This window comes from Sphingomonas sp. RS2018 (assembly GCF_054489605.1).
This window is the reverse complement of the sequence record NZ_JBTMWL010000001.1, coordinates 909550-931300: the sequence shown is the minus strand read 5'-3', so window position 1 is coordinate 931300 and position 21751 is coordinate 909550. Positions and strand designations below refer to the sequence as shown.

Genomic DNA, 21751 nt, shown 5'->3' with positions numbered 1-21751 from the left:
TGCACGACTAAAATCTTTGCGCCTTCTCTGAACCCACGCTTCCCCAAATCACACAAGCAACCGCGCAGCCTGAGCCCGCGCCTCATCCGTCACCTCGGCCCCGGACAGCATCCGCGCGATCTCTTCGCGCCGCTCCGCCGCACTCAGACGACGCACGCCGGTGCGGGTCACGGTGCCGTCGTGGCTCTTGGCGATCAGGAAATGCGCATCGCCCCGCGCCGCGACCTGCGGGCTGTGCGTCACCACCAGCAACTGCGCATCGCCCGCCAGCCGCGACAGCCGCTCGCCGATCGCGCTCGCCACCGCGCCGCCGACGCCGCGGTCGATCTCGTCGAAGATCAGCGTGCGTGCGCCGCCTTCCTCAGCCAGCGCGACCTTCAGCGCCAGGATGAGGCGCGACAATTCGCCGCCGCTGGCGATCTTGATGAGCGGCGCGAACGGCGCGCCGGGGTTGGTCGAGACGAGAAACTCGACGCGGTCGCGCCCGGACGGCGACCACGCCTCCGCCGGCAACGGCTCCACCGCGGTGCGCAGCCGCGCCGCATCCAGCTTCAGCGGCGCGAGCTCCGCCGCCACCGCCGCGTCCAGCCGCGCCGCCGCCGCGGTCCGCGCCTTCGAGAGCGCGGCGGCCTCCGCCTCGAACACCGCCGCCTTTGCCGCCACCTCGGCCTCCAGCGCACCGATCGACGCCTCGCCGCCGTCCAGCCGCTCCAGCCGCCCGCGCAGATCGTCGGCGAGCGCGGCGAGATCGTCGGGCTGAACGCGATGCTTGCGCGCCATGCCACGTAGCTCGAACAGCCGCGCCTCGTCGTCCTCCTGCGCGCGCGGATCGAAGGCGAGCGCGCGCGCCGATTCGGCCAGCTTGTCCTCGGCCAGCGCCCCCTCGATCACCGCGCGATCGACCGCCGCCAGCGCCTCGGCCAGCGCGGCATGATCGGGCGCGATGCGTTCGAGGTAACGGGCCGCCTGCCGCAACTTCGACAGGCCACCATCGCTGTCGCCCAGCAGCGAGGTGACGGTCGTGAGATCGTCCGAGATCTTCTCCGACCGCTGCATCAGGCGGCGGCGGTCGGCCAGCGTCTCCTCCTCGCCAGGCTCCGGCGCCAGCGCGTCGAGTTCGCCGACCGCATGCTCCAGCCAGTCGCGGTCGCGTGCCGCCGTTTCGATTTCCGCGCGCGCGGCGGCCAGCGCGTCCTCCGCCGCTCGCCACGCGCGATGCGCCGCAGCTACGCCAGCGATGTCGTTACGGCCATAGGTGTCGAGCAGCGCACGGTGGCCGGCCGGCGCCAGCAGGCCGCGATCGTCGTGCTGGCCGTGGATTTCGACCAGATGCTGGCCGATCTCGCGCAGCAATCCGGCGGACGCCGGCTGGTCGTTGACGAAGGCGCGACTGCCGCCGTCGGCCTTCACCTGGCGACGGATGATGAGCGGCTCACCGCGTTCCCATTCCATCGCGCTGCGTTCGAGGATCCCGGCGGCGGGATGGTCGGGGCCCAGCTCGAAACTGGCGGTCACCCCCGCCTGCGCGGCGCCGTGCCGGACGAGCCCGCTGTCCGCCCTTGCGCCCAGCGCCAGCCCCAGCGCGTCGAGCAGGATCGACTTGCCCGCCCCGGTCTCGCCGGTCAGCACGCCCAGTCCGGCTGCGAAGTCGAGGTCCAGCGCCTCGATCAGCACGACGTCGCGGATGGATAGCGCGGTCAGCATATGTTCCGCCTTTGACACAGCGAAGCGCCGGACGAAAGGCGTTACGCGCCGGACCGCGCAGCCCCATCGCTCCGCCGAAAACAACGGGCGGATCGCCGCAGAGCTATTGCCTAGTCCAGAAGTAGGAATATGTTGGTCGTCCAGAAAAGGAGCGTGACTCATGGCATCCTTCTTCGAACGACCGGCGCCGACGATCCTGACCGTGCCCGGCCTCGGCAATTCCGGCGATACCCATTGGCAGACTTTATGGGAACGCGCCCGGGCCGATACGGTACGCGCGGACCTCGGCATGTGGGACACGCCGCACCGCAACAGCTGGGTGACGAAGCTCGACCAGGCGATCCGAACCGCGCAGGCGCCGGTCGTGCTGGTGGCGCATTCGCTCGGGTGTCAGGCGGTCGCATGGTGGGCGGCGCTCTCGGGTCAGCCCTATGGCTGGCCGGTGGCGGGCGCGCTGCTGGTGGCGCCGGCCGATGTCGACCGCCACGATGCGCCGCCTGAACTGGCCGGCTTCGCGCCTGCACCGACCGCCGCCCTCCCCTTCCCCTCGCTGGTCGTCGCCAGCACCGACGATCCGTGGATCACGATCCCGCGGGCAAAGGCGCTGGCGAGCGGTTGGGGCAGCCACTTCGTCGATGCGGGCGCGCTCGGCCACATCAATGCGCTGAGCGGGATCGGTGACTGGAGCGAGGGGCAGGCGCTGCTCGCCGAACTGGTCGACGGGATCGGGCTGGCTCACACGCCGTCGCAAGGCCGTGCACTGCTGGCGGAGCGACTGTCGACAGTGCCGGAGGCTCGCATCGCCTGGTGAGCTGTGCCATCGTGCGGCGGTGACCATCGACCGCCGCACCCTGCTCGCCGCCTCGCTCGCGAGCCTTCCGCTCGCGCATGTCCACGCCGAGGCCGCCACGAGCGCGCCCGAGCGCCTGATGCTCTGGCCCGGCGGGGATGCGCCCGGCCTGACCAATCCCGCGCTGGCGGAGGTGGTCGAGGATCGCAGCAAGGATCCCGTCATCCGCGACCGCGCCATGCACGGCATCCGCCGCCCGCGCATCGATGTCTTTCGTGCGCCCCGCCCCAACGGTGCCGCGATGCTGGTGATCCCCGGCGGCGGCTACGCCCGCGTGGTAGTGGACAAGGAGGGGTATGAACTCGCCGCCTGGCTGAACGCACGCGGCATCACCGCCTTCGTCCTGTTCTACCGGCTGCCGGCGGAGGGCTGGCGCGATCCCGCCAATGCGCCGCTGGCGGATGCGCGGCGCGCGATGCGACTGATCCGCGCGAACGCAGCGCGCTACGGCGTCGATCCGGCGCGGGTCGGGGTGATGGGCTTTTCGGCGGGCGGGCATTTGTGCGCCGACCTCGCGGTCCGACATAGCCGCAACGTGTACACGCCAGTCGACGCCGCCGACCGCCTGAGCGCCCGCCCCGCCATCGCCGCACCGATCTATCCGGTCGTGTCGATGGAGCCAGACCTCGCCCACGCCGGCTCGCGCGCCAACCTGATCGGGGCAGAAACGACCGACACTATGGTCGCCGAACACTCCCCCGACCGACAAGTCGGCAAGGATACGCCCCCATTGTTCATCGTACATGCCCGTGACGACGCGACGGTCAAAGTGGAGAACAGCCTGACCCTTTACGCCGCCGCTCGCGCGGCGCAGGTGCCGGTGGAGATGCACCTGTTCGAAAAGGGCGGGCACGGCTTCGGCTGGGGCCGGCGAACACAGGGCTTGCCGGCGCATCTTTGGCCCGACCTGTTGGTGGCATGGGCAGGCACGCATGGGTTCATGGCGCCGGGAAAGGGTTCTCGATCGTAAGCCGGCCGTCGATGACGAGGCCGTGGTGCATGTCCTCCGAATAGAGGCGGTCGCATCCCGCCGTCAGCGCGGCGGCGACGATCATCGCGTCGTAGATCGAGAAGTTATGGCGCTTCGCCATATCCTTGCCCAGCGCGTGAACCACGGCATCAAGGGGCACGACGCTGTCGAACACCGCGTCGAAGCCGGCCAGCGCAAGATCGATTTTCGCCCAGTCCCACTGCAGCTTACGTCGGGCGACGTTCACGAACTCGTTCAGCGTCTGAACGCCGATGCTTCCACCGCGCTCAAGTAGGGACCGCGCGACTTCGCCCTTATCGGCATCTTGTGCATGGGCGTAGACGAGGATGTTGGTATCGAAGAACGCGCCCGTCACCGCGCGTTCGCTTCCTCACGATCGAACCTGTAATTCGCAGGCAGGGGTTGCGCCATCGTCCGCATCCGCTCGATCGCCGCCAACCTGATCTGCTGGCGTGTCAGGACAGCGACCTGCCCCGAGTCGAGTGCGCAGATGTCGATATCGTCGCCCTCCTTCAGCCCGAGCGTGCGGGCGACGTCGGCGGGGATGCGGACGGCGAGGCTGTTTCCCCATTTCGCAACTTGCATGACGATCTCCGGATATACGTTGGCAGAATGTATATCCGTCAATGAGTCGCGGCAAGAGCATCGCGTCGGCGCTGCATATGGAGCGCCAGATCCTCGACGGTCCGCAGGTCGGGAATGTGTTCCGGAACCTCCCGGATCGGTTCGGGCCGGCCGAGTGCCGTGAACAGCCTTTCCACGATCTCCTCCTGCTCTTCCGAAGAGATGCGCAGCACATCTGCCAGATCGTCGTCGGGCTGTGGTGCGAGATCGGCCATGTAGTAGTCGCCAAGGATGGAGCGCACCGCCTCCGTCACCTCGGGCGACACGCCCGCCGCCGCCATCGCCGAAGAGAAATCGGCCTCGCTCCACCCGCCCCTCGCAGCAGCGAGCGCGCGGTGGCGGAGCCAGAGGGAGGCGTTGAAACCGATGACCGCGACCGTCATCAGCACGACGATCGTGATGGCCGCCGCCCAGCCGCTCATGCGCCGAAGCTCAGGCGCTCACGCTTTCGCTGAGGCTCTCGCTGTTGTGGCGCAGCGCTTTCAGCACCGTGTCGACGATATGCTCGGCGTTCAGCCGCGCCTCGTCATATTGCACTTCGGGCTTGTCCTGGTCCTGGAATACGTCGGGCAGGCGCATCGTGCGCAGCTTCAGCCCCGCGTCGATCAGGCCGTCGTCGCTGGCATATGTCAGCACATGCGCGCCGAGACCGCCGACCGAGGATTCCTCGATCGTGACGGCGACCTCATGCGTGGTCAGCAGGCGGCGGATCAGCGCCTCGTCGAGCGGCTTGGCGAAGCGCAGGTCGGCGACCGAGGTCGACAGCCCCTTCGCCTCCAGCACGTCGGCGGCCTTCAGTGCTTCGCCGAGGCGGGTTCCGAGCGACAGGATGGCGACGGTCTTGCCCTCGCGCACCATGCGGCCCTTGCCGATCTCCAGCCGCTCGGGCGTCTCGGGCAGCGCGACACCGGTGCCGTTGCCGCGCGGATAGCGCAGCGCGATGGGCCCGCTGTCGTGCAGCGCGGCGGTGTGGGTCATGTGGACCAGTTCCGCCTCGTCCGCCGCGGCCATCACGACAAAATTGGGGAGCGTCGCGAGATAGGTGACGTCGAAGCTGCCCGCATGCGTCGCGCCGTCCGCGCCGACGAGGCCCGCGCGGTCGATCGCGAAGCGGACCGGCAGGTTCTGGATGGCGACGTCGTGGACGACCTGGTCATAGGCGCGCTGGAGGAAGGTCGAGTAGATCGCGCAGAACGGCCGCATCCCCTGCGCGGCGAGGCCGGCGGCGAAGGTCACGGCGTGCTGTTCGGCGATACCGACGTCGAAGGCGCGATCGGGGAACGCCTTGGCGAAGCGATCGACGCCGGTGCCCGACGGCATCGCCGCGGTGATGGCGACGATATTGGGGTCGCGCATGCCCTCCTTCACCAGCTGGTCGCCGAACACGTTCTGATACTGTGGCGGCCCCGGCGGCGCCTTCGCCTGCGTACCGGTGATGACGTCGAATTTCTGGACGCCGTGGTATTTGTCCGCCGCCGCCTCGGCCGGGGCATATCCCTTGCCCTTCTTGGTCACGACATGGACGAGGACCGGGCCCTCCTTCGCGTCGCGGACATTCTCCAGCACCGGGATCAGGTGTTCGAGATTGTGACCGTCGATCGGACCGACATAGTAGAAGCCGAGCTCCTCGAACAGCGTGCCGCCCGTCGCCATGCCGCGGGCATATTCCTCGACCTTGGCGGCGGTCTTGTGGACGCGGCGCGACAGCTTGGCGGCGAGCTTCGACGCGAGGCTGCGCAGGCCCATGTATTCGCTGCTCGATACCATGCGGGCGAGATAGGCGGACAGGCCACCTACCGGCGGGGCGATCGACATGTCGTTGTCGTTGAGGATGACGACGAGGCGGTTGCCCGCGGCCTCGGCGTTGTTCATCGCTTCATAGGCCATGCCGGCGGACATCGATCCGTCGCCGATCACCGCGATCGCCTTGCCGTCCGACCCCGACAGCTTGTTGGCGATGGCGAAGCCCAGAGCCGCCGAGATGGACGTTGACGAATGCGCCGCGCCGAAGGGATCGTATTCGCTCTCGCTGCGCTTGGTGAAGCCCGAGAGCCCCCCGCCCTGCCGCAGCGTGCGGATGCGCTCGCGCCGCCCGGTCAGGATCTTGTGCGGGTAGCATTGGTGGCCGACGTCCCACACCAGCCGGTCGCGCGGCGTGTCGAACACGTAATGGATCGCGGTCGTCAGCTCGACCACGCCGAGGCCGGAGCCGAGATGCCCACCGGTCGTGCCGACCGCGGAGATGGTTTCGGACCGCAGCTCATCGGCCAGCTGGCGCAACTGCTTCACGTCGAGTTTGCGCAGATCGTGGGGCGTCTTCACCGTGTCGAGCAACGGAGTCTCGAGCTGCGGCGTCTTGGAAGTATCGGACATCCGGCCTGATTACCCGAGACGGCGGGGCGTGTCGATTGCGGGCGGATCGGAGCAAGGGTCACGCATCCCATCGCTAGCAGGCGCAGCGGCAAAGTTTACCGCAACGCGCCGCATTCGTCCCCTGTTGTCACCTTTGTCACTTTTGCGCTGGGGGGTGTGGTCACTCGACCGGCTAAGCAGATTGGCGCGGTGTAGGACATCGATTTCACGCACTCGTGCTCCCGCGCAGGCGGGAGCACTGAGACTTCGCCAACTCACCGCCGGTGAACCCCGTGGCGCCTTGCCCCATTGCATCCCCGCCCCCGCTGCGCGATGCGGCGGCGATGGAGATCGACGTCGTCACCCTGGCCACCGCGCTGATCGGCGCGGAGAGCGTCACGCCCGCGCGCGGGGACGTGTTCGACGTGATGGAGGCGGCACTGGTGCCGCTGGGCTTCACCGTCGATCGCTTCGTGGCGGGGGAGGCGCCGGACGGGCCGGTCGAGAACCTGCTGGCGATGCGCGCCGGCACCCGGCCCGGCCACCTCGCCTTCGCTGGCCATGTCGATGTCGTTCCGCCGGGCGAGGGCTGGACCAGCGGGCCGTTCGCGCCGGAGGTGCGAGACGGCCTGCTCTACGGGCGCGGCGCGGTCGATATGAAGGGCGCGATCGCTGCGTTCGTCGCGGCCTGTGCCGTGGCAGGGGACGCACCGACGCTCAGCCTTATCATCACCGGCGATGAGGAAGGCCCGGCGACGTTCGGGACCAAGGCGCTGATCGAGCGCATGGCCGAGATGGGCATTCGCCCCGACTTCTGCCTTGTCGGTGAGCCGACCAGCGTCAACCGGCTGGGCGATATGATGAAGATCGGACGGCGCGGATCGGTCAACATCTGGATCGAGGTGCCGGGCCGCCAGGGGCATGTCGCCTATCCCCACCTCGCCGACAATCCGGTGCCGAAACTGATCGGCGCGCTCGCTGCGATCGATGCCATGCTGCTCGACGAAGGCACCGACTGGTTCCAGCCATCGAACATCGAAGTGACCGACATCACCGTCGGCAACCCGGCGACCAACGTCATCCCAGCGCAGGCATCGGCGCGGATCAGCATCCGCTTCAACGACCGGCACGACGGGGCCGGGCTGGTCGAGCGAATTCGCGAAGTGGTGATCGCCCATGCGCCAGAGGCGCGCGTGCGCGGCTTGGTGTCGGGTGAGGCATTTCTAACGCAGCCGGGGCCGCTATCGGCACTCGTCTCCACCGCGGTCGAGCGCGTCACCGGCTTGACCCCGGAGCCCTCCACCAGCGGCGGCACCTCCGACGCCCGCTTCCTGTCGCGGCTGTGCCCCACGGTCGAGTTCGGCCTGTTGAACGCGACGATGCACAAGCTGGACGAGGCGGTGGCGGTCGACGACCTGCACACGCTGACGACGATCTATGCGGAGGTCATCCGCGGCGTCGCGTAGATCGTGGCGTCAGGCTCGCAGTCGTCGGCGCTCGGCGCGCGCCCAGTCCAGGAACGCTGCTTCGGGCATCGGCGCGGCGACGGCATAGCCCTGCACCACGTCGCACCCGATCACGCGTAGCACCGCGATCTGCGCGGCGCTCTCGACGCCCTCGCCGACCGCTTCATAGCCCATGCCGTGGATGAGCCCCACGACCGACTGCACGACCGCGCGCGCGCCGGGGCAGGTCGCGATATTCTCGACGAGGCTGGGATCGAGCTTCACCCGGTCGACGGGCAGGTCGCGCAGGCGCGGCAGGTTCGAATAGCCGGTGCCGAAATCGTCGATCGCGATGGTCGCGCCATCGGCGCGCAACGCCGCGATCGCCGCGATCACCTCGTCCGAACAGTGCATCGCCAAAGTTTCGCTGATCTCCAGTTCCAGCAGGCGCGCGGGCGCCCCGGCGGCGTGGAGCGCATCGCGCAGGCGGCGGAAGAACAGCGCATGGTCGATCTGCCGCTGCGAGATGTTGACGGCCAGCCGCTGCTCGACGCCCGCCCGACTCCAGCGGCGGATGGTGGCGGCGACGGCGGCGACGACCCAGTCGCCGATCTCGACGATCAGCCCGCTCTCCTCGGCACGCGTGAGGAAGCTGCCCGGCAACCGCACGTCGCCCGACGAATGATGCCAGCGCAGCAGCGCCTCGGCGCCCACGATCCGGTCGTCGGACAGCGCGATCTGCGGCTGGAAGACCAGCGCGAAATCGTCGTCGTCGATCGCGGTGCGCAGGTCCGCCTCCAGCTGCGCGCGGTCGGCGATCTGCGCGGCCAGCCCGTCGCTGAACCGCTCGGCCCGGCCGCGCCCGCCGGCCTTGGCATGGTACATCGCGGCGTCGGCGGCGCGCATCAGGTCGGTCAGCGTGCGGCCGTGTTCGGGCCGCTGGGCGACGCCGACCGAGGCGCCGATCGATACCTGCTGATCCGCGACATCGAACGGCTCGCCGAGCGCCGCGAGCACGCCGCGAGCGATGCCATCCGCCGTGCCAAGCTGCGTGGCGGCGGGGATGAAGATGGTGAATTCGTCGCCGGCCAGCCGCCCGATCAGCGGCGCTGGCCCTTCCGGCCCGACGACGCCGGCGACGACCGCGCGCAGGCGGTCCGCCACCATCGCCAGTAGCGCGTCACCGCTGGCATGGCCCATCGTGTCGTTGACGTGCTTGAATCGGTCGAGGTCGATGAACAGCACCGCCGCCGCCGCGTCATCGGTCAGTTGCGCCAGCGCGCCTTCGACGGTGTGGCGAAAATTGGTGCGGTTGGGCAGACCGGTGACGGCATCGAACAGGGCGAGGCGCTGCACCGTGTCGAGCTGGCGGTGCATCTGGCCGAACAGCCCCTCCATCGCGGCCGAGAGCTGCGGCACGTGTTCGCCGACCGTCGGCGGGATCGGGCTCTCCAGGTCGCCGCGCGACGCGCTGGCCAGTCGGTCGATCGCCGCATCCAGTGCCGCTGCCGTGCCCGCCACCGCATGCTCGGCATAGGCCCAGCACATCGCCGCGCAGACGATCGCGGCGATCAGCGCGCGACCGGCCGCGTCCAGCCGCCCGCCCGACGTCGCCGCAAGCGCGAGGATGAACACCACCGCGCCCGCGCCGATCGAGAAGGTGACCGCCCGGCTCTTGAGTGAAACTGCGTCCATCGGCTCCCGCAAGTACGCATCGCGCCCCGCGCGGAAGGGCCGAGCGGAAACTAGCCAAAGGTCTAACGGATCGAGGTTAAGGAATTGACCGGTCGCGGCGCACGATAACGTACAAAGCGCCCGCCCCGCCGTGGCGCGGATGCGCGCCGCGCACCGCGGCGATGCGGTCGCCGTGGCGCGACGCGGCCAGCCAGTCGCCGATCGCAGCGCGGATCGCCCCGCGCGCATGGGGGCGTTCCGATTCGCGGCGTGGCGGCTTGCCGGTGACGAGCAGGATGACGCGCGCGCCGTCGCGGATCGCGCGCTCCAGCGCCTGGTCGAGCAGCGTGTGGGCGGAGTGCAACGTATGGCCGTGCAGGTCGATCGAGCGGTCGGGCGACACCAGTCCGCGCGACAGGCGGCGATCCCAGCCGGCGTCCAGCGTCACGCCGGGGCCGGCGCTGCGCGGGGCGGGCTTGGGCGGCGTGGCGGGCTGCGGCGGCGCCACTATGCGACCGGGCTTGGCCTTTGCGGCGGGCGTCGGACCGGCGGGCGGCGCGGGCAACGGAGCGCGGCCGGGAATCGGCCGCACGCTCGCCATCACGCGGCGCCAGAGCGCGGTCTCGTCAGCGCTGAGGCGGCGTTCCGGCACCCGTGCCCCCCGCTCCACCACCGGCGTTCAGGCGCGCCACTGTGCCGATCGGCAGCAGCAGGAACGCGGTGCCGCGCGCCGCCATGCCCCCCGCGATCGCGCGCGCCTCGTCCCCTGCGCCCCAGAAGGTGTCGAAGCGGTTGGCGCCCTTGATCGCGCCGCCGGTATCCTGCGCGATCCAGATGCCGTTGGCATCGGCGCGGTCCATCGACAGCAGCACGGGTGCGCCGAGCGGCACGAACTTCGTGTCGACCGCGACAGTGCCACCGCCGGTAACCGGATAGCCCATCGCGCCGAGCGGACCCGCCCCGGTCAGCTCGCGAAAGAACACGAAGCTCTTGTTCTCGCGCATGATGTCGCGGCCCTGTTCGGGGTTGGCGCGCAGCCACGCCATCAAGCCCTGCATCGACGTCTGCCCCGCCTGCAGCAGCCCGCGCTGCCGCATGAGCGCGCCGATGCCGGTATAGTCGCGCCCGTTCTGCGTGTCGTAGCCGATGCGCATCACCCCGCCGTCGGGCAGGCGCAGGCGACCCGAGCCCTGGATCTGGAGGAAGAAGATCTCGACCGGGTCCGCCGCCCAGGCGATCACCGGCGCGCGACCGTCGAGCGCGCCCTGCTCGATCGCGGTACGGTCGTCGTACTGGACGAACGACTGGCCCTGCACCTTGCCGCGGATGCGCTTGCCCTTCAGGTCAGTGGAGAACAGGCCGAGGTCGACCTCGATCAGGTCGCGCGGGCGGCCGTAGATCGGCGTCTGGTACGCGCCGCCGCGGCTGCGCGCGCCGGAAATCTCGGGTTCGTAATAGCCAGTGGCAAACGCGCGGCCGTCGCCGATCTGCACCGCCTCGAACCAGCGTGCGAAGAACGCCGCGGCATCGCCGTCCCCGGTCGCGCGCGCAGCGTCGCAGGCGCCCTGCCAGTCCGGACCGCGGGTCAACCCGGTGGTGTCGGCGCGGCGCACCAACCCGGGGCAGGAGATGCGGAAGGCGGCGAGCGCGACAGCGGCATCCTCGCGCGTCATCGGCAGCGTGGCGACTGCAGGGCCGGCGACGACACCGGCGCCGGCCGCGGTGGTCGCGCCGGGAACCGCAATGGCGAGGACCGGCGCGATCGGCGTCGCCGCGGTCGGGCGGCGCACCGCGACACTGGTGGAGGGGTGGACGACTCCGCCGCTGCGGGGCGGTTCGGTGCGCGGCGTCGGACGCGCCGGCGGCGCGGCGCGATTGCCCTCGCCGGGCGGCACCAGCCCGCCGGAGCAGCCCGCGAGCAGCGCGGCCAATGCCGCTATACCGATGATTCGCATGCTCGCTCCAAACTCCTGCCGCACTGTCGTTCGCGTACAGGCGCCGCCGCGCAGGGGCAACGCGGGTAGTGCGACGAACGGTTCGCCTGATGCGTCCGGCGGGCTCGACGATATTGCGAACGATCCGCAAAGTAACTTGCGATTAACTCGCACTAGCTATACATGATCGACAACGCCGAGGGGATTTCGACCATGGTTGTCTGCGTCTGCAATGCGATCCGCGAGCGCGACGTGCGCGATGCCGCCCGGGAGGGCGCACGCAGCGCATGTCAGGCGTATCGGGCGCTCGGATGCCAGGCCAAATGCGGCCAGTGCGTCCCGTTCGCGCGAGCCATTATCGATGCCGAGCGTGCGGCTGCGTAGCATTCGCAAGCATCGAAATCCGCAGAAATCCGCCATTTTTTGACTGTTCGAGATTGCCCTTCGCGGCTATAGCCGACCCGACATTCCAGAACGGGGACCGGCCATGAAGGGTGACGCGAAAGTCATCGACTACCTCAACGAATCGCTCAAGAACGAGCTGACGGCGATCAACCAGTATTGGTTGCATTACCGGCTGTTCGACCATTGGGGCGTCAAGAAGCTCGCGAAGTTCGAACGCGAGGAATCGATCGAGGAGATGAAGCACGCCGACTGGCTGGCGGAGCGTATCCTGTTCCTCGACGGCCTGCCCAATTTCCAGCTGCTCGGCCGCCTGCGCATCGGTGAAAGCGTGGAAGAGGCGCTGAAGAGCGACCTCGACATGGAATATGAGGCGGTCGCCCAGTTGCGCGACGCGGTCGAGCATTGCGAGCGCGTGCGCGACTACGTCAGCCGCGACCTCTTCCGCCGCATCCTCGAGAGTGAGGAAGAGCATGTCGACACGCTGGAACGCCAGTTCGAAATGATCGAACGCATGGGCCTACCCAACTATATCCAGCTGAACTCGACGAGCGAGGCCGACGAGCACTGACCTTTTAGCCGTTCGTGCTGAGCGCAGTCGAAGTACCTTTTGGAGAGGTGCTCTTCGACTTCGCTCAGAGCGAACGGAAGCAGGGGGTAGGCTATCCCTACCCCGCCGCCGCCTTGCGCAGCACGCCGGACAGCTGCTCGACCGAATAGGGCTTGTGCAGCAGGTCGAAGCCGTGCTGCCCGTTTGCCGCCAGCACATGGCTGTATCCGCTGGTCAGCACCACGGGCAGCGCGGGATAGCCGGCACGGATCGCGTTGCCGAGTTCGACGCCGTTCATCCCCGGCATGACGACGTCGGAGAAGACCACGTCGAAGCGCATCGCATCTTTCTCGAGTTCGTCGAGCGCCGCCCGCCCGGTCGATGCGTGGACGCTGTGATGGCCGAGTTCGCGTAGCGCGTCGGCGGCAAAGCGGCCGACCTCCTCATTGTCCTCGACCAGCAGCACGCACAGGCCGCCGCCAGCATCCGCACGGGCGTCCTCGACAACACCGACGATGTCGTCGGCACGCTCCTCCACCTGCGGCAGGTACAGCGCGAAGCTGGTGCCGCGCCCGACCTCGCTCTCCACCATGATGTCGCCGCCGGATTGCTTGGCAAAGCCGATCGCCTGGCTGAGCCCCAGCCCGGTGCCGCGACCGACCTCCTTGGTGGTGTAAAAGGGTTCGAAGATGCGCGCGAGATCGTCCGGGGCGATGCCGGCACCGCTGTCGGCGACGGTCACCGTAACGAACGCGCCGTCGACCGCGGGTTGGGCACGAGCCGATGGCAGGCGCGACACCGCGGCGACCGTGATCGACAGTGTCCCCTCCCCGTCCATCGCGTCGCGGGCGTTCACCGCCATGTTGACGATGGCGTTCTCCAGCTGGCCGCGATCGACTTCCGCCGTGCAGGCGACTTCCGGCAGGTCGAGGTCCAGCGCGATGCGCCCGCCGATCAATGTCCGGATCATCTCGGCGATGCCACGCACCGTGTCGGCTACGTCGATCCGCTCGGGCGTCAGCGCCTGACGCCGTGCGAAGGCGAGCAGTTGACCGGTCAGCTTCGCCGCACGCTCCGACGTCTCGCCGATCGCGGCGATGTAGCGATCGCGCTTGTCGTCAGGCAAGCCGGGCCGGCGCAGCATCTCCACCGAGCCGCGGATGATCGTCAGCAGATTGTTGAAATCATGCGCGACGCCACCGGTCAGCTGGCCGATCGCCTCCATCTTGTGCGCCTGCGCCAGCTGCGCCTCGGTCTCGCGCAGCATCGTTTCCGCTGCCTTCGCGTCCGAGATGTGGCGGCCGATCGCGAAGATGCGATCGGTTTCCGGCGCGCCGACCCATTGCAGCCAGCGATAGCTGCCGTCCTTGTGGCGATACCGGTTCTCGAAACTGGGCAGCGTGCCAGCCTGCGCGGTCTGCAGAGCGGCGATGGTGGCTTCCAGATCGTCGGGATGCGTCAGGTCGAACGCATGCTTGCCGATCACTTCGGACGGATCATAGCCCAGCACCGTCGTCCACGCCGGATTGACGTGGCGATAGATGCCGTCGGGCGACATCACCACCATCAGGTCGGGCGACGTGTTCCACATCATGTCGCGCTCTGCGGTGCGCTCGTCGATCTGGCGCTCGAGCGATTCGTTGAGCGCACGCAGTTGCGCCTGGCTGTCCGACAGCGCGCGGTCGGTCAGCACCCGCGCGGTGGTTTCGTTGGTGAAGATGAACAACCCGTCGACCGCCCCATCGGCGTCGAGGATGCGTGAATAGGAGAAGCTCCACCATGTCTCCGCCGCGCCGCGATCGGTATCGAGCTTCCACGGCAGGTCGACGAAACGCTGGCTGCGCCCCGCGAACGCTGCCTCTACGATCGGCATCGCCTGATCGAGGCCATCGGCCCACACCCGACGGAACGGCGCGCCCATCGCCCAGTCGAGCCGGGGGCCGAGCAGCGGAAAATACGTCTCGTTGAAGAAGAAAAACAGATCCTCGTGCCCCCAGCACAGGATCATCGATTCGGGCGAGTTGAGGACGAGGCTGAGCGCGGTCTTCAACGCGTCCGGCCATGCGGCGGGCTGGCCGAGCGGATGATCGCTCCAGTCGCGCGCCAGAATCAGTCGTGTCGCGGCCTTGCCGCCGGCGAGGAAACCCAGGCCGGGGGTGTCGCGCAAATTATCGGCAGGCTCCATGACCGGACCTGATACACATTAGTCTGGTCAGGACCAGTGGCTCTCCATTACAGCGCGCGACGGCCGAAGGCAGGGCGCCGCTCGACCAGCGGATTCGTCTCGCGCTCCAGCAGCGTCATCGAGTCGCGGAACAGCGCACGCAGCCCGACGACATGCTGCAGCGCCTCTTCGGGGCCGTCGTGACGTTCGACGCAGCCGCGCGCGATCACCTCGATCGCTTCTGCCGCCGTCGCCAGCGCCAGCGCACCGAACTGGTGCGATTCGCCCTTCAGCGTGTGGGCGGGCAGGACAAGCGCGGCGGCGTTGTTCGCGCGCATCGCCGATTCGATCTGTTCGACCGACTTCTCGCCGTCCTCGCGGAAATAGCCGAGAATGCGGACGAAGTTCGCGCCAAGCTCCAGGCGGGCGGCGGCCATCATCTGCCAGTCGATCAGGCTTACGTCAGGAGTTCCGACCGTCATTTCGTTTTCCCTGCCGGTGGCGCAGCGCCGGGGCTTTCACGGCCCCGCCTAACCCGGCATCGGTAAAGGAGATGTTGAGATGCGTTCAAAAACCGACGCGGAACCGTCCGGCTTCGTCACCGCCGGCAAACGCCAGTCCGCGCGCAGCGGCGACCGCGGCTAGCTCGCGAGGGGCAACCGGATCGTCGGCCAACACCTCCACCGGGCCACTCTCCTCGCGCAGCAGCCGCGCCAGCCGCAGCGCCGGCCACGGGCATTTCATCCCGCGCGTGTCGAGCACGCGCGCGGTCACGCGTTCTTGTCGTCGAACGGGTTCTTGGGCGCGCGCATCGTCAGGCGGACGGGCACCGCGCCGAAACCGAATTCCTTGCGCAGTCCGTTGACCAGATAGCGACGATAGCTTTCGGGCAGCATGTCGACGCGCGTGCCGAACAGCACGAAGCTGGGCGGGCGCGACTTTACCTGCGTGACGTAGCGCGCCTTGATGCGCTTGCCGCCGGGGGCGGGCGGCGGATTCGCCTCGATCGCGCGTTCGAACCAGCGGTTGAGCTGCCCGGTCGACACGCGTCGCGACCACGCCTCGCGCGTTTCGAAGGCGACGCGGATCAGTACGTCGATGCCCTTGCCCGTTGCGCCGGAAATGGTGAGCAGCGGGACGCCGCGCGCCTGCGCCAGCCCCTCTTCCAACGCGGCCTTCACGCCGTTGAACAGGCTGGAGGCATTGTCCGCGACGTCCCATTTGTTCAGCGCGATGACGATCGACCGGCCCTCCTGCAGCACGCGGTCGGCGATCTTCAGATCCTGGACCTCCAGCCCGCGGGTGGCGTCGATCAGCAGCACGACGACCTCGGCGAAATCGACCGCGCGCAGCGCGTCCATGACCGACAGCTTTTCGAGCTTCTCCTGCACGCGCGCCTTCTTGCGCATGCCGGCGGTGTCGATCAGGCGCACGGGCCGCACGCGCCCGTCCTCGTCGGTCCAGTCCCAGTCGATCGAAATCGAATCGCGGGTGATGCCGGCTTCCGGCCCCGTAATGAGCCGGTCCTGCCCCAGGATGCGGTTGATGAGCGTCGATTTGCCCGCGTTCGGGCGACCGACGATGGCGAGCTTCAGGATCGCGTTCTCGTCATCCTCGGGCTCGGCCTCGACCTCCTCCTCGTCCTCGCGGTCGACAAAGGGGCGCAACGCCTCGAACAGGTCGACGATGCCCTCGCCATGTTCGGCCGACATCGGGATGGGATCGCCGAAGCCCAGCGCCATCGCCTCGATCACGCCGGTCTCGCCGGCGCGCCCTTCCGCCTTGTTGGCAACGACCACCACCGGCGTCGTGGTGACGCGCAGCCAGCGGGCGATCTCCTCGTCCAGCGGCACGATGCCGGCGCGGGCGTCGACCATGAACAGCGCGACGTCGGCATCGTCGACCGCGGCCTCCGTTTGCGCACGCATCCGGCCCGGCAGGGTGGCGGCATCCTTATCCTCGAACCCGGCGGTATCGACGACGCGGAACGGCATGCCGAGCAGCGAGGCATCGCCTTCACGCCGGTCGCGGGTCACGCCCGGCTGGTCATCGACCAGCGCCAGCCGTTTGCCCACCAGACGATTGAATAGCGTGGATTTGCCGACGTTGGGACGTCCGATGATGGCGACGGTGGGTAGAGGCATGCGCGCGCGATAGCGCGGTATCGCGCGATTGTCGCGGGGTGTCTCACATTGCGCTCTCCCCTCCCTGTCAGGGAGGGGGATCAAATCACCGATAGGCCGAGATCACGCCCTCGTCGCTCATCACGTACAGCGTCGAATTGGCGACCACCGGCGGCAGGCCGAAGCTGCCCTTGGTATCTATCGTCGCGCCGACCGCACCGTCAGCCGGGCTGACCGGGGCGATTTGGCCCAGCGAGTTCACCAGCCACAGCTTGCCGCCGGCCAGCACCGGGCCGACCCAGCTGACCGGATCCTTCGGGTTCTTCTCGCGCTCGACGCGATATTTGCGCAGCTGGCTGATCCAGCGCACGCGACCGCTGGAGCGGGCGAGCGCGATCAGTCGCGAATCGTCGGTGACGACGAAAATCCACTCGCCTGCCACCCACGGCGTCGAGATGCCGGCGAGATTCTGTTCCCACAGCCGCTGGCCGGTCGACACGTCGAGTGCGACCATGCGGCCGCCCTCGCCGATCGCATAGACACGCCCCTGATCGATCACCGGTTCGGCATCAATGTCGGACAGGCTGGAGACCGACGCGACCGTGCTGGTACGCGACAGCGCATCAGCCCAGAGCGTGCGACCGTTCTCGTAGCGATAGGCGTTCAGCTCGCCGCTTGAGAAACCCGCGACGATCGTCTGGCTGGCGGCAGCGGGGGCCGCCACGCCGAACACGCCTTGCGTCTCGAGGCTGCCCGACTGGGTCCAGGTGACCTTGCCGTCAGCCTGGTTCAGAGCGAACAGCTGATTGTCCTGGCTGAGCACATAGAGTTGGCCGTCCGACAGCGTCGGTGCGCCGCGCAGCGGACCACCCGGCTTCGAGCGCCACACTTCCTTTCCGGTGGCCGCGTCGAACGCGACGACGTCGCCGATGCCGTTGGTGGCAAAGGCGCGACCGCCCTCGGCACTGACGCCGCCGCCGAAGCGGGCGCGGGCGTTGGCATCGTCGCTCTTGCTGGTTTCCGAGGTCCACAGCGCAGCGCCGGTGTTGGCGTCGTAGGCGTGGACGGCACCGTTGGAATCGCTGACGAACAGCTTGCCGCCATCGATCGCGGGGGCCGCGGCCAGCCGGACGCGCTTGTCACCGCCCGGAATGCGCGCAGTCCAGGCGAGCGACGGCGTCTCGCGCAGCGCGACATGGCCCATCGACTTGGCGGCATTGCCACCCGGCTGCGTCCAGGCATCGTTGGGCGCGGCCGGCGGCAGCGCGACCTCGACCCCGGCCAGCGCCGGATCGACCTGGATCGAATTCTCCGACATCAGGATCGGCACGCGATCGCCGAGCACCGGGGTCTTGGACGCCGAACCCTTGAAGATGCCGCATCCGCCGAGCGCCGTCGCCAGCGCGATTACGGCGACGGCCGTTCCGAATTTCCTCATCCCGACTTCTTTTCCCCAGTCTGATTCTGTTCGGCCGGACTCTGCCCGTTCGGCGCGCCCGGCTGGTCGACCGCATCGACGCCCAGAACACCCGCCATCTGAACTGCGCGTTGACGGATCGACGCCGGTACACCGTCGTCCTGTGCGATCTCGCCGAACAGCCGCCCGGCAAGGTCGCGGCGCCCGGTGCGCAGCAGCGCGATCGCCTTCATCTCTCCGGCCGACCCGAAATAGGGCTGGCCCTTCACGGCCAGCGGGCCGAGCCGATCGATCACCGCCTGCGGCTGCAACGTGTCGAATTCGGCCGAGGTCTGGCGGATCAGCGCCAGGTCGCGCAGCGGCTGCGCCACCGACGTGTCGGCCGCCACGCTCGCGAACTTAGCCGCAGCACCCTTCAGATCGTCCTTCTTCAGCAGCAGGTCCGCCTGCGCGAAGGTGGCGAGCGTGGCGTAGCCGGTGCTGCCGTCCTTCGCCAGATCGGCCAGGATCGGCTCGGCCGCCGCGGGCTGGTTCGCGGCCAGCGATTCGAGCGCGGTGTTGAACTGCTCGCCCTGCTCGCCGCGCACCTTTTCGCGATGCGACTGCCACCACAGGAACGCCGCCAGCGCGACGAGCGCGAGCACGACCGCGCCGATCGCGATCCGGCCCCAGCGCTTCCACAGCGCCACCGCCTGATCCTTGCGCAGTTCCTCGTCGACCTCACGCAGGAAGGCTTCGTTGTTTTGCGGGGTCAGCGCCAAGGGTCACACACTCCGAAATTCATTGATCGAGCGTCGCCTTACGGTCTGTCCCGACCCGCGGCAATGGTCAGGCCTTCGGGCGATACACCTGATCCGCCGACGGAAAGCTGCGCGCCCTGACCTCCTCGGCATACGTCGCGACCGCGGCGGAAATGCGGCCAGCCATGTCGTCATAGGTCTTCACGAACCGCGGCGTGCGCTCGAACAGGCCCATCATGTCCTCGGTCACCAGCACCTGCCCGTCGCAACGCGACGATGCGCCGATGCCGATCACCGGGCAGCGCACGGCCGCGACGATATCGTCGGCGATACCCTCCATCACACCTTCGACCACCATCGCGAAGGCGCCGGCCTCGTCGACCGCCTTGGCATCGGCGACGATCTTCGCCGCCTCCGCCGCGCTGCGCCCGCGCGCGCCGTAGCCGCCGAGCGCGTTGACCGCCTGTGGCGTCAGACCGACATGGCCGCATACCGGGATGCCCCGCTGCGTCAGAAATTGAATCGTCGACGCGATCGCCGCCCCGCCCTCCAGCTTCACCGCCGCCGCGCCGGTTTCGGCCATGATCCGCGCGGCGCTGGCGAACGCCTGTTCGGGCGAGCCTTCGTAGCTGCCGAACGGCATGTCGACGACGACGACGCTGTGATAGCTGCCCCGCACCACGGCGGCGCCATGCGCGCACATCATGTCGAGCGTGACCGACAGGGTGGAGGGCAGTCCGTAGATCACCTGCCCCAGGCTGTCGCCGACCAGCAGCAGGTCGCAGTGCGGATCGAGCAGCTGCGCCATCCGCGCCGTGTAGGCGGTCAGCATCACCACCGGCTCGGCCCCTTTGCGCGCCTGGATCGCCGGCACGGTCAGCCGCTTCATCGGCGCGGGCGTCGGCGTCGCGCGGCTGGTCGAGGTGTCGATGGTGAAGGTGGAGGACATGCGGTTCGCCTACGCCCGATCGCTCAGCCGATCCACCCCCGCCGCAGGGCGAGGCTGGCGAACCAGATCTGGAACAGCGCCACCGCGGCGATGAAGATCGGGAACGGCAGCGTCGCCCCGGCCCCGCGCACCGCGACGATATCGGTCGTCGCGAACAGCCACCCGAACTGGATCAGCACCGCGATCAGAGAAATGACGAACATCGTCCGCGCCGTCGCCCGGCGCAGCAGCAGCAGGATGGCGCCGCCCAGTCCCGCCAGCGTCGCGACGGCATAGACCCAGTTGTACCACACCGGCAGCGCCGCATAGAGCGCGCGGTAGTGATCGTCCGCCGGCCCCATCGCATCGGCGCCCAGCCGCAGCTGCTGCGCACAGGCAGCCACGCCGGCGAGACCCCAGAGCAGCAGCAGGATCGCGACCGCCCAATACCATAACGGGGGCCTGTTGCGTCCGAACGCCATCCCGTCCCTCCCCTTGATCGTGATTAATGAAACGGAAACTATGCCGGATCGCCACGCGACGCCAGTATCGGATGAAACCGGGGTCAGAAGGCCTCGTCGTAGGCTTCGGGCCGAAACCCCACCAGCACCGCGCCGCCATGCTCCACCACCGGCCGCTTGATGAGCGACGGTTGCGCGATCATCAGGTCCAGCGCCTTTTCGCGATCGATATCGGCGCGGTCCGCGTCGGACAGCTTGCGAAACGTCGTGCCGGCGCGGTTCAGCAGTACCTCCCACCCCACGGCGTCCGCCCATACAGCGAGCCGTTCGCGGTCGATGCCGGCGGTCTTGTAGTTGTGGAAGGTGTAAGCGACGCCGCGAGCGTCGAGCCAGGTGCGGGCCTTCTTGACGGTGTCGCAGTTGGGGATGCCGTAGAGGGTAGGTGTCATCTTGGTCTCGGGTTAAGTGAATGCGGGCGATAGCGGGGTGCAGGCGCAAAACCACGCCGTCCGCTTTCGCGCCAGTAGCGGACACTCCAAGAAACTAAGCGAGCTGGCCGTCAGTTTCTGCTCGGGCCGGATACGGCCCAGGCCGCCAGCGATGCTGGGCCAGGTGGGCCATCCCCGAAGCGGCGTCCCATTCTGGATCGGTCATCGATAGCTGTCCAATTTGGATAGCAAGGGTGTTGCGCAGGTCGAAGCCGTGGTTAGTCGAGGCCCCCTAACGCGACGGTGCACCGCCGAGCGAACGGGGCAATGATAATGAGCTTGAAGATAATTGCGCTGGCGCTGGCTGCCAGCACCGTCCTGGCAGGCGCGGCAGATGCCGCGGTCATCACAAAGACGTATCAGGTCACTTCGAAGTTCAGCTCGGGCCCCTACAGCAGCATCGTCACGACGTTCGACGCAACATATGATCCGGCGCCAATCTCGTCAGGCGGCAACGCGGTGACGCTGTCTAATTTCTCCACTACTGGTGGTGCATCGTTCGGGAACGAGGATGCCGGCTTTTATTACAATCCTGCCAAGGGGTCACGCCCCGAACAAAGGTTGTTGGTTATCGGAGGAGCAGGCCGCGCCAACAGCTTTAGCGAGAACGGCATCGACGACTTTGAGATCGATATTGCAGTCTCGTCTTCGGGGGAAGCTTTGGGAGTGTTGGGAGTCGCTTACACACTCGATTACGTCTTATACCAGGGCACTGGGGCGCTAACGGATGCCTCTATCTCTGCGGCAGTCCCCGAGCCCGCGACCTGGGCAATGATGCTGGTCGGCTTCGGCATGGTCGGTGCAGCATCGCGTTACCGTCGTCGGAGCACCGTCACGGCCTTTGCCTGACGCCCAGACCCCGTCCGGTTCGAGAGAGCCGTCAGCCAGAACGCTGGCGGCTTTT

General features: G+C 68.3%; 23 protein-coding genes. 6 read left to right on the top strand and 17 right to left on the bottom strand.

The window, feature by feature from the left end:
* Positions 1 to 48 precede the first annotated feature (48 nt).
* The gene (recN, locus tag ACX40P_RS04730; protein ID WP_459125118.1) at positions 49 to 1704 is read right to left on the bottom strand and encodes a DNA repair protein RecN; all 1656 of its coding nucleotides are present in this window, start codon (positions 1702 to 1704) and stop codon (positions 49 to 51) included.
* Positions 1705 to 1864: 160 nt separating this feature from the next.
* Between recN and ACX40P_RS04725 the strand changes: the two genes are divergently transcribed.
* Both ACX40P_RS04725 and ACX40P_RS04720 read left to right on the top strand, forming a co-directional pair.
* Positions 1865 to 2515, top strand: coding sequence for an RBBP9/YdeN family alpha/beta hydrolase (locus ACX40P_RS04725; RefSeq protein ID WP_459125117.1), 651 nt, complete (start codon positions 1865 to 1867; stop codon positions 2513 to 2515).
* A 19-nt stretch (positions 2516 to 2534) separates the two neighbouring features.
* Positions 2535 to 3524, top strand: a complete 990-nt coding sequence (locus ACX40P_RS04720; protein ID WP_459125116.1) for an alpha/beta hydrolase — start codon at positions 2535 to 2537, stop codon at positions 3522 to 3524.
* Here ACX40P_RS04720 and ACX40P_RS04715 read toward each other — a convergent pair.
* Genes ACX40P_RS04715 through dxs form a run of 4 tightly spaced genes read right to left on the bottom strand, consistent with a single transcriptional unit; the run spans position 3493 to position 6542 of the window.
* Positions 3493 to 3900: a PIN domain-containing protein gene (locus ACX40P_RS04715; protein WP_459125115.1), complete on the bottom strand. Its 408-nt coding sequence runs from the start codon at positions 3898 to 3900 to the stop codon at positions 3493 to 3495. The two genes, ACX40P_RS04720 and ACX40P_RS04715, sit on opposite strands and share 32 nt — an antisense overlap.
* Positions 3897 to 4130 (bottom strand): AbrB/MazE/SpoVT family DNA-binding domain-containing protein, encoded by a 234-nt coding sequence (locus ACX40P_RS04710; RefSeq protein WP_459125114.1) that lies wholly within the window; start codon positions 4128 to 4130, stop codon positions 3897 to 3899. The genes ACX40P_RS04715 and ACX40P_RS04710 overlap by 4 nt, the downstream gene beginning before the upstream one ends.
* A 38-nt stretch (positions 4131 to 4168) precedes the next feature.
* Positions 4169 to 4591 (bottom strand): hypothetical protein, encoded by a 423-nt coding sequence (locus ACX40P_RS04705; RefSeq protein WP_459125113.1) that lies wholly within the window; start codon positions 4589 to 4591, stop codon positions 4169 to 4171.
* Between the two features lie 10 nt (positions 4592 to 4601).
* Positions 4602 to 6542 carry a 1-deoxy-D-xylulose-5-phosphate synthase gene (dxs, locus tag ACX40P_RS04700; protein ID WP_459125112.1) on the bottom strand — a complete coding sequence of 647 codons (1941 nt, stop codon included), beginning with the start codon at positions 6540 to 6542 and terminating at the stop codon, positions 4602 to 4604.
* 323 nt (positions 6543 to 6865) lie between these two features.
* Here dxs and dapE point away from each other — a divergent pair, with 323 nt between their 5' ends.
* On the top strand, positions 6866 to 7987 hold the full coding sequence (gene dapE / locus ACX40P_RS04695; RefSeq protein WP_459125111.1) for a succinyl-diaminopimelate desuccinylase: 1122 nt from the start codon (positions 6866 to 6868) through the stop codon (positions 7985 to 7987).
* Positions 7988 to 7996: 9 nt separating this feature from the next.
* On the opposite strand, the gene ACX40P_RS04690 is transcribed toward dapE, so the two are convergent.
* The 3 genes from ACX40P_RS04690 to mltA all read right to left on the bottom strand — a co-directional run bounded on the left by ACX40P_RS04690 (position 7997) and on the right by mltA (position 11595).
* Entirely contained in the window at positions 7997 to 9661 is a 1665-nt protein-coding gene (locus ACX40P_RS04690; RefSeq protein WP_459125110.1) for a putative bifunctional diguanylate cyclase/phosphodiesterase, read from the bottom strand.
* A gap of 76 nt (positions 9662 to 9737) precedes the next feature.
* Positions 9738 to 10241, bottom strand: a complete 504-nt coding sequence (locus ACX40P_RS04685) for a Smr/MutS family protein (protein ID WP_459125243.1) — start codon at positions 10239 to 10241, stop codon at positions 9738 to 9740.
* A 25-nt stretch (positions 10242 to 10266) separates the two neighbouring features.
* Entirely contained in the window at positions 10267 to 11595 is a 1329-nt protein-coding gene (mltA, locus tag ACX40P_RS04680) for a murein transglycosylase A (protein ID WP_459125109.1), read from the bottom strand.
* 192 nt (positions 11596 to 11787) lie between these two features.
* On the opposite strand from mltA, the gene ACX40P_RS04675 reads away from it, so the two are divergent.
* Both ACX40P_RS04675 and bfr read left to right on the top strand, forming a co-directional pair.
* A complete protein-coding gene (locus ACX40P_RS04675; protein ID WP_459125242.1) occupies positions 11788 to 11958 on the top strand; it encodes a (2Fe-2S)-binding protein in 171 nt (56 codons plus the stop codon).
* Between the two features lie 103 nt (positions 11959 to 12061).
* On the top strand, positions 12062 to 12547 hold the full coding sequence (gene bfr / locus ACX40P_RS04670; protein ID WP_459125108.1) for a bacterioferritin: 486 nt from the start codon (positions 12062 to 12064) through the stop codon (positions 12545 to 12547).
* 97 nt (positions 12548 to 12644) lie between these two features.
* Here bfr and ACX40P_RS04665 read toward each other — a convergent pair whose 3' ends face one another.
* The 9 genes from ACX40P_RS04665 to ACX40P_RS04625 all read right to left on the bottom strand — a co-directional run bounded on the left by ACX40P_RS04665 (position 12645) and on the right by ACX40P_RS04625 (position 20808).
* Positions 12645 to 14711 carry a hybrid sensor histidine kinase/response regulator gene (locus ACX40P_RS04665; protein ID WP_459125107.1) on the bottom strand — a complete coding sequence of 689 codons (2067 nt, stop codon included), beginning with the start codon at positions 14709 to 14711 and terminating at the stop codon, positions 12645 to 12647.
* A 47-nt stretch (positions 14712 to 14758) separates the two neighbouring features.
* Positions 14759 to 15172 carry an Hpt domain-containing protein gene (locus tag ACX40P_RS04660; protein ID WP_459125106.1) on the bottom strand — a complete coding sequence of 138 codons (414 nt, stop codon included), beginning with the start codon at positions 15170 to 15172 and terminating at the stop codon, positions 14759 to 14761.
* Positions 15173 to 15257: 85 nt separating this feature from the next.
* Positions 15258 to 15464, bottom strand: a complete 207-nt coding sequence (locus ACX40P_RS04655) for a sulfurtransferase TusA family protein (RefSeq protein WP_459125105.1) — start codon at positions 15462 to 15464, stop codon at positions 15258 to 15260.
* A complete protein-coding gene (gene der, locus ACX40P_RS04650; protein ID WP_459125104.1) occupies positions 15461 to 16834 on the bottom strand; it encodes a ribosome biogenesis GTPase Der in 1374 nt (457 codons plus the stop codon). Before der ends, ACX40P_RS04655 begins: the two co-directional genes overlap by 4 nt.
* A gap of 85 nt (positions 16835 to 16919) precedes the next feature.
* Positions 16920 to 18251 (bottom strand): outer membrane protein assembly factor BamB family protein, encoded by a 1332-nt coding sequence (locus ACX40P_RS04645; RefSeq protein WP_459125103.1) that lies wholly within the window; start codon positions 18249 to 18251, stop codon positions 16920 to 16922.
* A complete protein-coding gene (locus ACX40P_RS04640; protein WP_459125102.1) occupies positions 18248 to 18991 on the bottom strand; it encodes a tetratricopeptide repeat protein in 744 nt (247 codons plus the stop codon). The genes ACX40P_RS04645 and ACX40P_RS04640 overlap by 4 nt, the downstream gene beginning before the upstream one ends.
* A 67-nt stretch (positions 18992 to 19058) precedes the next feature.
* On the bottom strand, positions 19059 to 19919 hold the full coding sequence (gene panB / locus ACX40P_RS04635) for a 3-methyl-2-oxobutanoate hydroxymethyltransferase (protein ID WP_459125101.1): 861 nt from the start codon (positions 19917 to 19919) through the stop codon (positions 19059 to 19061).
* A 23-nt stretch (positions 19920 to 19942) separates the two neighbouring features.
* On the bottom strand, positions 19943 to 20380 hold the full coding sequence (locus tag ACX40P_RS04630; RefSeq protein WP_459125100.1) for a hypothetical protein: 438 nt from the start codon (positions 20378 to 20380) through the stop codon (positions 19943 to 19945).
* Positions 20381 to 20463: 83 nt separating this feature from the next.
* Positions 20464 to 20808, bottom strand: a complete 345-nt coding sequence (locus ACX40P_RS04625; RefSeq protein ID WP_459125099.1) for an ArsC family reductase — start codon at positions 20806 to 20808, stop codon at positions 20464 to 20466.
* Positions 20809 to 21114: 306 nt separating this feature from the next.
* Here ACX40P_RS04625 and ACX40P_RS04620 point away from each other — a divergent pair, with 306 nt between their 5' ends.
* Entirely contained in the window at positions 21115 to 21696 is a 582-nt protein-coding gene (locus ACX40P_RS04620) for a PEPxxWA-CTERM sorting domain-containing protein (RefSeq protein ID WP_459125098.1), read from the top strand.
* Positions 21697 to 21751: the final 55 nt, after the last annotated feature.

Excerpts from the sequence above, each read along its gene's own strand:
- recN (WP_459125118.1), bottom strand. The coding sequence starts at position 1,704 with ATGCTGACCGCGCTATCCATCCGCGACGTCGTGCTGATCGAGGCGCTG.
- ACX40P_RS04725 (WP_459125117.1), top strand. The coding sequence starts at position 1,865 with ATGGCATCCTTCTTCGAACGACCGGCGCCGACGATCCTGACCGTGCCC.
- ACX40P_RS04710 (WP_459125114.1), bottom strand. The coding sequence starts at position 4,130 with ATGCAAGTTGCGAAATGGGGAAACAGCCTCGCCGTCCGCATCCCCGCC.
- ACX40P_RS04705 (WP_459125113.1), bottom strand. The coding sequence starts at position 4,591 with ATGAGCGGCTGGGCGGCGGCCATCACGATCGTCGTGCTGATGACGGTC.
- dxs (WP_459125112.1), bottom strand. The coding sequence starts at position 6,542 with ATGTCCGATACTTCCAAGACGCCGCAGCTCGAGACTCCGTTGCTCGAC.
- dapE (WP_459125111.1), top strand. The coding sequence starts at position 6,866 with ATGGAGATCGACGTCGTCACCCTGGCCACCGCGCTGATCGGCGCGGAG.
- ACX40P_RS04690 (WP_459125110.1), bottom strand. The coding sequence starts at position 9,661 with ATGGACGCAGTTTCACTCAAGAGCCGGGCGGTCACCTTCTCGATCGGC.
- ACX40P_RS04685 (WP_459125243.1), bottom strand. The coding sequence starts at position 10,241 with ATGGCGAGCGTGCGGCCGATTCCCGGCCGCGCTCCGTTGCCCGCGCCG.
- mltA (WP_459125109.1), bottom strand. The coding sequence starts at position 11,595 with ATGCGAATCATCGGTATAGCGGCATTGGCCGCGCTGCTCGCGGGCTGC.
- ACX40P_RS04675 (WP_459125242.1), top strand. The coding sequence starts at position 11,788 with ATGGTTGTCTGCGTCTGCAATGCGATCCGCGAGCGCGACGTGCGCGAT.
- bfr (WP_459125108.1), top strand. The coding sequence starts at position 12,062 with ATGAAGGGTGACGCGAAAGTCATCGACTACCTCAACGAATCGCTCAAG.
- ACX40P_RS04665 (WP_459125107.1), bottom strand. The coding sequence starts at position 14,711 with ATGGAGCCTGCCGATAATTTGCGCGACACCCCCGGCCTGGGTTTCCTC.
- ACX40P_RS04660 (WP_459125106.1), bottom strand. The coding sequence starts at position 15,172 with ATGACGGTCGGAACTCCTGACGTAAGCCTGATCGACTGGCAGATGATG.
- der (WP_459125104.1), bottom strand. The coding sequence starts at position 16,834 with ATGCCTCTACCCACCGTCGCCATCATCGGACGTCCCAACGTCGGCAAA.
- ACX40P_RS04645 (WP_459125103.1), bottom strand. The coding sequence starts at position 18,251 with ATGAGGAAATTCGGAACGGCCGTCGCCGTAATCGCGCTGGCGACGGCG.
- panB (WP_459125101.1), bottom strand. The coding sequence starts at position 19,919 with ATGTCCTCCACCTTCACCATCGACACCTCGACCAGCCGCGCGACGCCG.
- ACX40P_RS04630 (WP_459125100.1), bottom strand. The coding sequence starts at position 20,380 with ATGGCGTTCGGACGCAACAGGCCCCCGTTATGGTATTGGGCGGTCGCG.
- ACX40P_RS04625 (WP_459125099.1), bottom strand. The coding sequence starts at position 20,808 with ATGACACCTACCCTCTACGGCATCCCCAACTGCGACACCGTCAAGAAG.
- ACX40P_RS04620 (WP_459125098.1), top strand. The coding sequence starts at position 21,115 with ATGATAATGAGCTTGAAGATAATTGCGCTGGCGCTGGCTGCCAGCACC.